The sequence below is a fragment of the Variovorax sp. J22R115 genome, from assembly GCF_030317005.1.
Taxonomy (GTDB): Bacteria; Pseudomonadota; Gammaproteobacteria; order Burkholderiales; family Burkholderiaceae_C; genus Variovorax.
The window spans coordinates 178,740-191,566 of the sequence record NZ_JASZYM010000001.1 but is presented as its reverse complement, the minus strand read 5'-3'; the positions used below and the strand labels follow the sequence as shown (position 1 = coordinate 191,566).

Sequence of the window (12,827 nt, the reverse complement as noted above, 5' to 3'; positions counted from 1 at the left end):
CCGAGCGGGTGCACCGCCAGTTCTTCCGTCCCGCGGCGGTGCAGCAGGCCCAGGTGGTCTGGGAGCCGCCGGTGGACCTGTTCGAAAACGAGCGCGAGATCGTCCTTGTTTGGGCGCCATGCCGGGCGTGAGCGCCGAACGCATCCAGGTGATTGGCGAGCCTGGCGCCATCGTAGTGCGCGGAACGCGCCCGGTACCGCTGGTGCCGAGCCTGTCGATGCGGCGGCTGGAGATCCCGTACGGCATCTTCGAGCGGCGCATCCTCCTGCCCTCCTCCGGCATGGAGCTCGAGCCGCCCGAAGTGGAGAAAGCCTTCCTGATCGTGCGCCTGCGCAAGGTGGGAGGAACATGAGCGAAGCGCCGCGCCCTGCATGCCCTCCACCTTGCCTCGGCAAGACGGGGCCTGCACTGGCGCCCTACGCGCAGGGCCGGGCTCCAGGCCTAGGATGACCTATGAAGGACCTGCGATATTTCGACCCTCACCGGCGCGCGACGTGGCTGGAGCTGTTCTTCGACCTGATCTTCGTCGTTGCCATTGGCGACGCCGGCGAGATTCTGAGCGAAGCGCATGAGGGCCACATCGGGGCGCATCAGATCCTGCGCTTCGTGCTGGTGTTCCTGCCGCTGTGGTGGATCTGGGCGGGCCACACCATCTACGCCAATCGCTTTGACACCGACAGCCGCCAGCACAGGCTGTCCACCCTGCTGATCATGTTCCTGCTGATCGTGATCTCGGCGCAGATCTCGGCCGGCCTCCAGGAACACTACGCGCTGGCCGTAGCCTGTTACTGCGGGGCGAGGCTGATCATCGCCGTGATGTACTTCGTCTCCAGGCGCAAGCACCACGACCGTGGTGGCTTCGCGTCGACGGTGGGCACCGTGTTCGCCGTCGGCGCCGCGATCAGCCTTTCCTCGGTCATGCTGAAGCCACCGTGGAGCTACCTGGTCTTCTATGCCGGGATCGTGTTCGACATGGCGGCCCTTTTGCTGCTGAGCCGGAGGTTGCACGTCGTGCCGGCGCATGGGGCACACCTGGTCGAACGAGTCGGTTGCCTGACCATCATCATGCTGGGCGAATCGGTGATCAGCATCTCCGCGGCGCTGGCGGACATCACCTGGATCCGATCCAACGTCATCGCCGCAGTCAGCGGATTCGTCATGGTGTCGGCCATCTGGTGGATCTACTACGACAGCTTCCACTTGCTGGAACACCGCAAGTTGGCGACCGGGCACTCGATCCTCTATTCGCACTTCTTCCTGTTCATCGGCCTGGCGATCCTGGCCTCGCTGATCCGGCATGCGATCCTGGACGATCTCGACCCGGGTGACTTCCGTCAGCTGGCCGCGGTCGGTACGGTGCTGTTCTTCCTGGGCAAGCAATACGGCTACTACATGGAGGTGCCCGAACTGCGGCCTTACCTGCTGTCCAACACCGCGGCCGTGTGCGCCCTGACGGCACTCGTGCTGATGTTGCCGCTCGGGCTCGGCGCCATACTGGTGGGCCTCACGGCGACCATGATCTGCTACGTGCTGCTCAACCTGCGCTACCGCCATCTAGTGCGCGCCAGGCAGGCGGCGGCCTGAGCCGCTACGTGCGCAGCTTGAGGGAGGAGAAGCAGACTTGGGCTGGCCGTAGTTGTGCTGATTTTGTAAAGGTGCACAGCGTTGCTGCAGCGGGCCCTCAAGCGTCCCTGTGTCCGGCCGAAGCGTCGCCGCAGGACCTCGACAGCGTCTGGGGGTTAATGCATTTCGCCCCTGCATTGCTCCCGATCCCGGCCGACGATCTCATCTAATGGGCCCGGCTCGACGCCTCTCGCGCGTTCAACCGGAATACCTTCGGCGTGAACCCGGTGTAGCGATGAAAGGCGCCGGTGAAGTGGCCTTGGGTGTACGGCATGCTCCGAAGTGGCTATTCGTTGCACATCGAAACGCCCTTCGGCGTGCGTGCTTGCCAAAGTCGGTCTCCGCACCATCGCGTGGTCGTTCTGACCAACTATCCCACGCCCCAGATGCGCCGTCGGTGTCTTGATTTGGACGCGGATACGGTCTTCGACAAATCTGGCGAGTTGGAGGCGTTCTTCGACTACTGCAATGCGACGCCACGAGCCGGATGACTTGCCGGCACGCGGGCGCTGGGCGCCGGGTCGGGCGCTCCGGACCTGCAGAGGTTGTCGTATGCCCGACGCAAAGGTCGGCTTCGGGGCAAATTGGACCAAGTCTGCGAATGGCGGGTTGCTCCGGTTCGACAAGCCCACGCAGATGTCTGCAACGGGCACGAACCAGCACATCCCCCACGCCCTCCCTTTCGTCTGCTCACGCTGGAGCCTGTGTGAGAACGGCCGTCATGGCGGTCACCCGCGCCAGTAGACGATCGCCGGCCATGGTGGTCGTCCAGTAGTACGGCGAGGCCGAGATGCTTACTTGAGGTGGAAAGGGCCGTTTACGAATCCCAAGGACCTTCCGGGCGTTTCCAACGATGGAGCACGATCTCGAGCCCATCACCGGACACAAAGGAGCAGTGCCATGGAACAGGTTTGTCGAAATTCCACTCTGTCACATCGAAGCCCTTCGATGCCCGAGGGGCCCCGCCACCGAAAAAGGGCGGTGTCCATACCATCTCGGCCCGTTGCTACCTATGGCGTTTCGAAGGTGAGTGACCGCAATGCAGGGCGAAGCGCCAGTTGTCGAGGCGCGCTCGACGCCGATCAGCCACCAACAGCCGTATTCCAGAAGGCGTTAGCAGCCTTCCCCAAAAGCTCGCTGTCGCGGTAGAGCCTGATTTCCAGAGGGACAGCCCACTCGCTAGTGGCCGCTGCGACCAGGCGCCCCTGGCCAATGTCATCCTCTACAAGCGTCTGCGGCAGCCACGCGATGCCCCTAGGTCGCGCACACGCTTGCTCATTTGCAGATGAGTTCGAATGGCCCAGATCTCCTTCGCTTTCAATGGGGCCTTCTGCCCAACCAGCTTTCCCTTGTTCCACGGGCAATGGTTTGAAGTGACGTGCGCTTCCATGATGCGCTCCTTCCTTGACGGACGGCGTTGGCCGTCCCTCCGTCATGGCCGCGGCCACCCACGGCTGCACGTTGGAGCTTTCAACCACTTCAATCGTAGATCCCGGGAGCGAGCGCCTGTGCGGCCTGGCAGCGGATGCGGTCCTTCCCTACCGCAGGGTGAAGTCGCGCTGTAAGCCGACTCCGGTCGCTCATCAGCGAAGAGCACATTGGCATCAACTGCCGGTCCCAAGGTATTGCAGTCGTACTCCGCTTGCATTCTCCGTGCGACTCCGCTATCGCAAGGTCGAACGACTGCCTTCTTAGCCACCCAAATGGAGGTCAGGGCCCCTTCGGCGACATTCAGCATCGCGAATTTCGCGCCTCTAAGCAGTCGCTCCGCGAGAGTCCCGCGAGAGCCAGGGTGCCGGCCGGCGCCCGAACTCGGTTCGAGCTCGGCGCGATCGACGCCCCACTGCTTAAGGTCTTCAGCACGTCCCACAGACGCCCCCTCAAACCGCGTGGCGACCTGAGGCATGCCTCGGTTTCAACGACCTCGATCTACCTACACAGCGATGAGGTCAAGCGGGCTCGGCAAATGGATGCAGCATTCGCCGTGCCAACCGCGCGATAGCGAAGCAAGACTACGTCGTGCGCAATTGGAACGAGGTGGGTACTCGTCCTGAAAAACGTACCGATGCATGAAAAGGACGATCACTCTGCAGATGAGTTGGACGTCGTGGTCGGCATCGGCGCAGGCAGTCGAGGATCGGCGCGCGCGTGGCGGGCGCGACAACGCTTCATTCTCCATGACCCTCTCCCTCACAAGTGACCAGCAATGAGCGCCACTCGGCGCTCACCCCTTCACACACACCACCTGCTTCAAGGTGTGGACGACTTCAACCAGGTCCTTCTGCGCCTCCATCACCGCATCGATGTTCTTGTACGCGGCCGGAGTTTCGTCGATCACGTCCCTGTCCTTGCGACATTCAACGCCTTCAGTCGCGGCGCGGTGGTCAGCCAGGGTGAAGCGGCGCTTGGCCTCGCTACGGCTCATCACTCGGCCCGCGCCGTGGGAGCAGCTCTCGAAACTGTCTGCATTGCCCTTGCCGCGCACGATGTAGCTGCGCGCGCCCATGCTTCCGGGGATGATGCCCAGCTCCCCGGCCTTCGCGCTGACGGCGCCCTTGCGGGTGATGTACACGTCTTCGCCGAAGTGGTGTTCCTTCTGCACGTAGTTGTGGTGGCAGTTCACCGCCTCGATGTGACTCTGGAAGTTTTTGCGGATCACCGTCTTCGCGGCCTCGATCACGCGCTTCATCATCACCTCCCGGTTGATGGCTGCGAACTCCTGCGCCCAGCCGATCGCGCGCACGTAGTCGCCGAAGTGGCGGCTGCCCTCCTCGAAATAGGCCAGGTCGCGGTCGGGCAGGTTGGCCTGGTGGCGCGTCGCGTCCTGCTTGGCCAGTTCGATGAACATCGTGCCGATGTAGTTGCCCACGCCGCGCGAGCCGGAGTGCAGCATGAACCACACGAACCCTGCTTCATCCAGGCAGACCTCGATGAAATGGTTGCCCGTGCCCAGCGTGCCCAGGTGCTGGATATGGTTGGTCTTCGCCAGCTTCGGGTAGTCGCGGCACAGCGCGGTAAATCCCGGCTCGAGCTGCGCCCATGCGGTGTTGACCGCGCCCGGCGCCTTTTGCCACGCGCCCGAGTCGCGCGCGCCCGGCGAGCGGCCGTGCGGCACTGCGCGCTCGATGGCCGAGCGCAGCGGGCCCAGGTTGTCCGGCAGGTCTTCGGCCACCAGCGTGGTCTTGCAGGCGATCATCCCGCAGCCGATGTCCACGCCCACTGCTGCCGGGATGATTGCACGAATGGTCGGGATCACAGAGCCCACGGTGGCGCCGATACCAAAATGCACGTCGGGCATGGCCGCGATGTGCCGGAAGACGATGGGCAGGCGCGCCGCATTGGTCAGCTGGCGCTTGGCCGCGTCTTCGACCGGCACGCCGCGCGTCCACATCTTGATGGGCACGCCGCCGGGCACGTCATCGTGGAGGTAGTTGGTTTCCATGGTCTTCTCGCATTGTTGAGCACGATGGGGCTCGAGCCCGTGTCACTGCGACGAGCAGGGGCTTGATCGCCGAAGGCGCTGGCGGGCGGTCTGCCATGTCTTCACCCAACCTCACCCGGCATTGGGCCGGGCGTGAGCTGGTGAAATAGGATTTACCCGCGGAATCACGGCGTGAGCCATCCCGGAGACCCCGGGTGCAGGCCAATCGGGCAGCCCTTGAAGTCGTGACGATCGGGCGGCCGAAGTTGGGCTCTTGCGTGCGCACGTGCCGCCGCAGGTCCGTGCCGCGCGCATCGCCGACGAATACAACGGTCGGGTCAACCGACCTCTGCCTCTGGAGGACAAGTCTCAGTGGCCAATCGTGGGCTGGCATGCTGAGACGGCACACGGCTCTCAAACAGACGTGAAGTACGAGCCGTCTCAGTGACTCGCTCGCTACTCGTTGCTGCACCGCACTTTCAGCGCTACCCGAATCGAGAATGGGCCGCCGCAGGCAATCGGGTAGTCGGGTCGCGCCGGAGGCAGGCATACGTTCGGGTTCTAATGCGAGCCATGAGTACGACCTACCGCATGCCCGGGGCAGTTTTGAGCGAGCGCGAGCACTCGGTTCCCTTGGTTCACGGCGACCCGCTGCGTGGCACGATCAGCGTGTTCACTCGCGAGCTTGCTGCACCAGACGGTCTTGATCGCCCCTACCTCGTGTTCCTTCAGGGCGGCCCAGGCTTCGAGGCGGCTCGCCCGACGAGCCCGCCCTCAGGGTGGATGGCGCGTGCCCTTACCGACTTCCGGGTCCTGCTGCTTGACCAGCGCGGCACAGGGCGCTCCACGCCCGTCGGGCCAGTCATCCCAGGGGCAGCGCCTGCCGACCAAGCCGAGTACCTCACGCATTTCCGCGCCGACTCGATCGTGCGCGACCTCGAACTGATCCGCGCTGAACTCGGCGTCGAGCGCTGGAGTCTGCTCGGTCAGAGCTTCGGGGGATTCACCTCGCTCACCTATCTGTCGCTGGCGCCCGAGGGCCTGCGGGAGGTACTGATCACCGGCGGCCTCGCGCCGATCACGAATCGGCCGGTCGACGAGGTCTACGCGGCGACATGGGCGCGCGTGTGCGAGGCGAACCAGCGCTATCACGCGCGATACCCAGGAGACCTCGATCGATTGCGGACGATCCTGCGCCGGCTCGACGAGGAAGATGTCCGCTTGCCCAACGGCGACCGTCTCACATCGCGTCGGTTTCGGCAGACCGGAATGTGGCTCGGCGACAGCGCCGGGTTCGAACGGCTGCACCACCTGCTCGAGCTGCCCTTCGGCTCGGCCGCATTCATGGTCGACGCGCACATGGCGTCATCTTGGGAGCGCAATCCGATCTACGCGACGCTCCATGAGTCCTCGTACGCCGACGGGGGTGCCACCCGCTGGTCGGCACACCGGCTCGCGCCCGAGGAGGCGATGACCGGCGACCTCCTCGGCGCAGAGCACGTCTTCCCTTGGATGTGGGACGACTACTCGGGCTTACGCGCGCACCGCGAGGTGGCGCAGCTTCTGGCCCAGCATCCATGGCCGCGCCTGTACGACGCTGACCGCCTCGCCCGCAATGAGGTCCCCGTGGCAGCGACCGTGTACGTCGACGATGTCTACGTGGAGCGATCATTTGCCGAGGAGACGGCTCGTGGCGTTCGTGGGTTGCGGGCCTGGGTTACCAACGAGTACGCCCACAACGGCCTGCGGGCCGATGGCGAGCGCATCGTGGGTCGCCTGCTCGACATGGCCCGCGGCCGGGCGTGAACCGATGGACGTGGCCTTCGCGTGCCCGGCAAAGGAATGTCTGCAGAGCGCTGGCTAGCGGTCTTCCGTGCTTGCCTTCCTGAAGGGCCGCTGCCGCTGCACTCCTGCCGGACGGCGATCAATGGAGTGGTCTTGGGCATTCCCGGGCTTTTGCTGTATGACGGGCCCTGAACCGTCGACGACGGATTCCGTGCGGGCCGGGCCCCCTTCGGCGTACCCGACCGGCTCGACGTGGACAACGCGGTCTTGCGCCGCATCGCTCACCTCATGGCTACGATAGCGGGATGCAAAGTGCAGCGGGCTCTATCGGCGAGCGGCTGGTCAGTGCCGCCGCGCGCTCCTTCGTTGGCCGCGAGGGCGAGATCCGGCAGTTCGAGAGCCTGCTGCAGGCAGCCCTGCCGCCACAGGCATTGCTGTGGTTGCACGGTCCGGGCGGCATCGGCAAGAGCACGCTTCTGATCCAGTTGCGCGACCATGCCGCTGCGTTCGGACGACGCACGGTTTGGCTTGATGCGGCGTTGATCGAGCCGCAGCAGGCCGCCTTTGTCACGGCACTTGGACTTGACGATCCGCGCGGCCCGGCGGGGGACGATCCCGGTGTGCTTTTCATCGATACCGCCGAGCGGCTGGAACCTTTGCTCGCCTGGTTGCGAGATGCGTTCCTTCCCGCGTTGCCGGGGCATTGGCTGGTCGTGTGCGCGGGCCGCCAGGCGCCTGCTGCCGACTGGCGCACCGATTCCCGGTGGGCAGCGTTGATGCAGGTCACGCGGCTGGAGCCGCTGGACGAATCCAGCGCCCGCTCCTTGCTGACGGCGCGTGGTGTCGACATCGCATTGCATGACGAAGCCCTCGCTTTTGCCCGTGGAAATCCGCTCGCGCTGGCACTGCTGGCCGACCTGCTGGTCCATCCAGGTGCCCCGGCCTCGGTGGTGCCCGCGGAAGGCGAAGTCGTGCAGGCCTTGGTTCAGCGCTTCACGCGCGACGCGGCAACCGGGCGCCAGCGCGACGCGCTTCGCGTGGCTGCCTTTGCGCGCCACACCACGCTGCCGATGCTGTCCGCGGTCATCGGCCCCGACGCTGCAAGCCCGCTTTTTGAATGGCTGCGCGGACTGTCCTTTATGCGGGCCGGTCCGCACGGATTGGTGCCGCACGACTTGGTGCGCGAGGTACTGGTCGCTGATGCACTTTGGCGCGACGCGGCGGGCAGCGAGGCGCTGCGCCGCGCCATCAACCGCCACTGCTACGAATGCATCGCCGCCAGCACGGGCAGCGACAGGTTGCATCAACAGGCCGAGGTGCTCTACGTGCAGCGTCACCAGCCGTTCAAGCAGCCCTTCTTCGACTGGGAGGCGCTTGGGCAGCACCGCGTCGAGCCGGCCCGCGATGCGGACCTCCTCGGCATCGAGGCCTTGGTGGCGTGCCACGAGGGCGATGCGTCGCTGGCGTGGCTGCGGCACTGGTGGCAACGCCAGCGCGATGGCTTTCGACTGTTCTGGAACGCCCAGGGCGGCTGCGACGGCTTCCTGCTGATGCTGCGGTTCACGGCCGACACGCCGGCCTTGGATCGTGCAGACCCGGCCGTCCGGGCAGCCTGGGCATTCGTCGACAGCGAGCGGCCGCTGGCCGGCGAAGACCAACTGGTATTGCTGCGCTACTGGATGCACGCGCAGGCGTACCAGGCTGTGAGCGCCGCCATCAATCTCACCGCCATGCACGTGGTCTCGCACCTGATCACGCATCCGGAGGCCGCTTGGAGCGTCGTCTACATGGCAGACCCGATCTTCTGGCAGCCCCATTTCGCCGGCGTCAATTTCTCGCGTTGTCCGGCAGCGGACTTCCGGGCGGGCGAGCATTGCTTCGGGGCCTTCGTCCATGACTGGCGCTTCGAGCCCGCGGAGCGCTGGACTGCGGGCGACTACACACCCATGCCGTTTGCGCGCGTGCCCGCCGCACGCGCGCCAGGCGCGTTGGCAGAAGCTGACTTCATCGACGCCGTGCGCCAGGCGCTGCGCGATCTCAACGACGACGCGGCTCTGCAGCGCGGCCCGCTTGCGGCTGAGCTGGGCCTCACGGGGGTGGCGCTCCACGAGCGCCTGCGCGAGGCGGTGCAACGCCTGGGCGCACAGCCGCGCGATGTGAGGTTTCGAGATGCGCTATGGCGGACCTACATCGAGCCCGCGTTCAAGCAGGAACAGGCAGCGGCCGAACTCGGCGTTCCCTTTGCGACCTATCGGTACCGGCTTCAGCAGGGCATCGAGCGGGTGGCGGCCATGCTCAGGACCCCCTGAGGATTTCATCAGCGATTCAACCGCGCTTCATCTGGCCGGCGCTGACGACCGCACGTAGCCTTGTCTCGTCGACAACGACGGGAGATCGCCATGAAGCCCGCATTCCCCTCACGCCGCCGCGCGATGGGCGCACTCGCCGCACTGGCCCTGTTGCCGCGTGCGGGCAGCGCCAACACGCTGCACCAGAGGCCGCTTCGCGTGGTGTTCCCCTACCCGCCCGGTAGCCCCGGCGATGTGGTGCTGCGCGCAGTGGCGATGCGGTGGCAGGCACAGACCGGCCAACCATTGCTCGTCGAGCATCGCAGCGGCGCCTCCGGAACGCTGGGCGCCGAGGCAGTGCTGCAGTCCGCGCCAGATGGCCACACCCTGCTCTTTGCCACCAGTGACATCCTGGTGAATAACACGGCGCTGTTTCGCAACCTGCGATACGACGCGCGGCGCGACTTCAAGCCCCTGGCGCAAGTCGGTCCGGTGCCGCTTGTGCTAGCGGTGCCAGTGCATCTGCAGGCGGATGACCTCGTCGCATTCACGGCATGGGCCAGCGCGCGAACCATTGCGTATGGCTCCTGGGGCGAGGGCAGCCATGCGCACATCGTCGGCGAGGCGCTGATGCGCCGACTTGGACTGCGCGCGGTCCATGTGCCCTACCGCGGGCTGGCACCGATGCTGCAGGACCTGATAGGCGCACAGATCAACGCCGGATTCGGCGTGCCGCCGAGCGTTGCGCCGCTCGTCGCGGGTGGCCGGTTGCGAGCGCTGGCCGTCACTGGCGAGGCGCGCAGCGTCGCCATGCCAGGCGTTCCGACCCTGCTGGAATCGGGTTACCCGGAACCCGCGTTCCGCCTGCGCCAATGGGCTGCGTTCATGGCCCGGTCCAGCGTGCCGCAGGGATTGTTGACGCAACTGGAGTTCGAACTGGCCGCCGCCCTCGCGCACGAGAACACGCGCACGGTACTCCTGTCGGCAGGCTTCGAATCCGCACGCGCCGCAGGGCCCGCGCAAGCGCAAGCGTTGATTGATTCCGACCTCGCCGTGGTCCCCGCGTTGATCCGGGAACTCGGCGTCCTGCCGCAGTGAGGCGCGTGATGAAGCCCGCATTTGGCACGGTTGCCGTGGCAGGCGCAAGCATGGCGGGCTTGCTCGCCGCGTGGGTGCTCGCCGCGCATGCGCGCGAGGTGTTGTTGATCGAGCGCGATGCCGTCCGCGACCAACCTCCGCTGCCGCGCAAGGGCGTGCCGCAGGGCCGGCATGCCCATGCGCTGCTGGCCAGTGGCCAGCGCGTACTGGAAGGGATGTTTCCGGGACTCACCGAAGAATTGGCGGAGGCCGGCGCTGCGGTGGGCGGCGGCGCCTTCTTCACCGCCGGCGGCTACCTCGAAGCGGACGCTCGCCAAGGCAGTCTCTACGCCAGCCGCGGCCTGCTGGAAGCAGAGGTCCGGCTGCGCGTGTTGGCGCTTCCAAACGTAACGCTGCACGAGAACTGTCAGGCCGAGCCGCCGCAGCTTGTTCGTGGACGGGTGGAGGGCATGCGAATCACGCGTCTCGATGGCGGTGGCACGGCGGAGTATTGCTGCGAGTTGGTTGTCGACGCCAGCGGTCGCGGCTCACGCATGCCGGCGTGGCTGACGGCATGCGGTTATGCAGCGCCACCCATCCAGCGCGTCGAGGTCGGCATGCGTTACGCAACGCGGCACTTTCGCCGCACGCCCGGCGAACTGGGCGGGCGCAGCTTCCTCAGCGTCTCGCCGACACCGGCACTTCCGCGCGCTTGCGGCGTTCTGGCTCAGGAGGGCGAGCGCTGGATCGTCACGTTGATCGGGTACTTTGGCGACCAGCCGCCAGCCGACGACGCGGGCTTTCTCGCCTTCGCACGCAGTTTGCCGGCATCCGACGCAGCGGTGCTGATCGAAGGCGCCGAGCCGCTGGATGCCATTCACACTTATGCCTTTCCGGCCAACGTGCGCGTGAGCTATGGGCGAATGGCGCGCCGCCCCGCCGGGCTGTTGGTGATCGGCGACGCACTGGCCAGTTTCAGCCCGGTCTACGGGCAAGGCATGAGTGTGGCAGCGCTCGAGGCGCAGGCCTTGAAGTGCTGCCTGGAGGCTGGCATCAAAGGACTCGAAGAGCGCTACTTCAACGCCGCCGCGGGGGTGATCGAAGCCCCGTGGACCATCACCGTCGGCAATGACCGGCAATTGGCGCCGGGTGGCCCCCATGGAAGCATGCCGCAGCGTCTGCGCTGGCGCTGGGTGCAGCACGTGCTTCGCGCCGGTCATCGCGACCGTCACATCGCCGACGCCTTCTTGCGCGTTGCGCGCCTGCTCGACCCGCCGACGGCATTGCTGCGCCCGGCATTGGTGGCGCGGGTCATTGCAGTTGCGGGGGTCATGCGGACTTGAGAATGCGGGTCTCGACGCCGGTGAAAACGCTGTGGGCACGCGGGGGTGGAGCGTTCCCTTCTCACTGGCAGTCAAACGGCCCCATCGCTTATCCTGCCGTCATTCGCAGCACGAGGCGGGCAACCGGCATCAGTCCGTTTGGCGGGGTCAACACAGCATGGACACGAGCTTGCGGAGCAGTCCCGCGAGACGCCGCGAAAAGGAATGGACGAAAAAAAGCCGCCAGGCTGTGACGCGCGGGCGGCCTTCGGAAAGCACCAGGGCTTTAGAACACGACCTTGTCGCCGATCACGATCGACTTCACCCAGGCCTTCTTGTTGGTGACCGTTTCCGAGTCGCCCAGGTTGAAGTCCAGCGCGGGCGTGATGCCGCCAGGAACCTGCGTGGTCGGGTTCTGGAAGTTCCAGATGCAGGCCTTCGGGAAGGCGCCCAGGAACGCGTCCAGGGCCATCGCCGGGCCATGCGGCTGCAACTGGTTGAGCACGCCGTTCAGCAGCACCGGGCCGCCCGACACCGGGTAGGTGTTGGCGCCCGTGCGATACCACTTAGCCTCGCCCGGCTTCACCGAGTAGCGGAAGTAGCCGTCGGCGGTGGGTTGCGGCTCCATGTCGCGGATCAGCGTGATGAGGTTGATGTAGCTCAAGCCATCGCAGTTCGGGCTCACGGTCGTGGTGACGTACAGGTCATCCTCGATGGTGGTGTCGCCGCCCGCCGAGGTGTTGAGCTTCGCCTCGAAGGCGATGCCCGGGTAGTCGGCCAGCGCGAGCTTGTGCAGGAACGAGATGCCGTAGACGGCCTTGTTGCCAAACACACCGTTGTTCAAGCTGCGGCTGGTGGCCTTTGCCTTGGCGATCGATTCGAGCTGCACCGCGTCGACGACACCGCCCTCGCTGACGACCGTCACGGTGGAGTTGTTGTCGGAGAAGTCCACCGAGCAGGCCGTCAGGGTCAGGCCGGTGCGCGAGCAGTCGGCATCCTTCCAGGTCTTGGGTACCGGCGGCGCAGGCGGCTCGACCGGCGCAGGTGCGGGTGCCGGTGCAGGCGGCGAGACGCCATCGTCGGGTGCGGGTGGTGGCGGCGGCAGCTCGTCGGCCAGCACGGGAGTCGGCGCGGGCGCTTGGGCCACAGGGGCAGCAGCAGGAGCAGGCGCTGCCGCGATCGGGAAGGCGCCACCGCCTCCACCACCACCGCCGCAGGCCGCGAGCGACAGCAGGAGCGCCGTCGCCAGGAGAGGTTTTGTAGTTTGCATGTTCATCGTTTTGGGAAGCCCGGGGAAAAGCCCGCCGGAGC

At 66.0% G+C, this 12,827-nt stretch carries 9 protein-coding genes and 1 pseudogene; 6 read left to right on the top strand and 4 right to left on the bottom strand.

Features of this window, described 5'->3' with window-relative positions:
• Positions 1-127 precede the first annotated feature (127 nt).
• Both QTI04_RS00800 and QTI04_RS00795 read left to right on the top strand, forming a co-directional pair.
• The gene (locus QTI04_RS00800; protein ID WP_286613791.1) at positions 128-352 is read left to right on the top strand and encodes an Hsp20/alpha crystallin family protein; all 225 of its coding nucleotides are present in this window, start codon (positions 128-130) and stop codon (positions 350-352) included.
• A gap of 101 nt (positions 353-453) precedes the next feature.
• Entirely contained in the window at positions 454-1,584 is a 1,131-nt protein-coding gene (locus QTI04_RS00795; RefSeq protein ID WP_286613789.1) for a low temperature requirement protein A, read from the top strand.
• A gap of 1,121 nt (positions 1,585-2,705) precedes the next feature.
• Here the strand turns inward: QTI04_RS00795 and QTI04_RS00790 are convergent.
• The 3 genes and pseudogenes from QTI04_RS00790 to QTI04_RS00780 form a co-directional block, all read right to left on the bottom strand.
• Positions 2,706-2,864 (bottom strand): hypothetical protein, encoded by a 159-nt coding sequence (locus QTI04_RS00790; RefSeq protein WP_286614140.1) that lies wholly within the window; start codon positions 2,862-2,864, stop codon positions 2,706-2,708.
• Between the two features lie 14 nt (positions 2,865-2,878).
• Positions 2,879-3,013, bottom strand: a pseudogene (locus QTI04_RS00785) (integrase); the annotation flags it as partial.
• A gap of 834 nt (positions 3,014-3,847) precedes the next feature.
• A complete protein-coding gene (locus QTI04_RS00780; protein WP_286613787.1) occupies positions 3,848-5,065 on the bottom strand; it encodes an RtcB family protein in 1,218 nt (405 codons plus the stop codon).
• 552 nt (positions 5,066-5,617) lie between these two features.
• Here QTI04_RS00780 and QTI04_RS00775 point away from each other — a divergent pair.
• The 4 genes from QTI04_RS00775 (at position 5,618) to QTI04_RS00760 (ending at position 11,537) form a co-directional block, all read left to right on the top strand.
• A complete protein-coding gene (locus QTI04_RS00775) occupies positions 5,618-6,850 on the top strand; it encodes an alpha/beta fold hydrolase (RefSeq protein WP_286613785.1) in 1,233 nt (410 codons plus the stop codon).
• 284 nt (positions 6,851-7,134) lie between these two features.
• Positions 7,135-9,138 carry an AAA family ATPase gene (locus QTI04_RS00770; RefSeq protein ID WP_286613784.1) on the top strand — a complete coding sequence of 668 codons (2,004 nt, stop codon included), beginning with the start codon at positions 7,135-7,137 and terminating at the stop codon, positions 9,136-9,138.
• 90 nt (positions 9,139-9,228) lie between these two features.
• Positions 9,229-10,215, top strand: coding sequence for a tripartite tricarboxylate transporter substrate binding protein (locus QTI04_RS00765; RefSeq protein WP_286613783.1), 987 nt, complete (start codon positions 9,229-9,231; stop codon positions 10,213-10,215).
• Positions 10,216-10,223: 8 nt separating this feature from the next.
• Positions 10,224-11,537 carry an NAD(P)/FAD-dependent oxidoreductase gene (locus tag QTI04_RS00760; protein WP_286613781.1) on the top strand — a complete coding sequence of 438 codons (1,314 nt, stop codon included), beginning with the start codon at positions 10,224-10,226 and terminating at the stop codon, positions 11,535-11,537.
• 265 nt (positions 11,538-11,802) lie between these two features.
• Here the strand turns inward: QTI04_RS00760 and QTI04_RS00755 are convergent, their stop codons facing one another.
• Positions 11,803-12,786 (bottom strand): hypothetical protein, encoded by a 984-nt coding sequence (locus QTI04_RS00755; RefSeq protein WP_286613779.1) that lies wholly within the window; start codon positions 12,784-12,786, stop codon positions 11,803-11,805.
• Between the last annotated feature and the right edge of the window lie 41 nt (positions 12,787-12,827).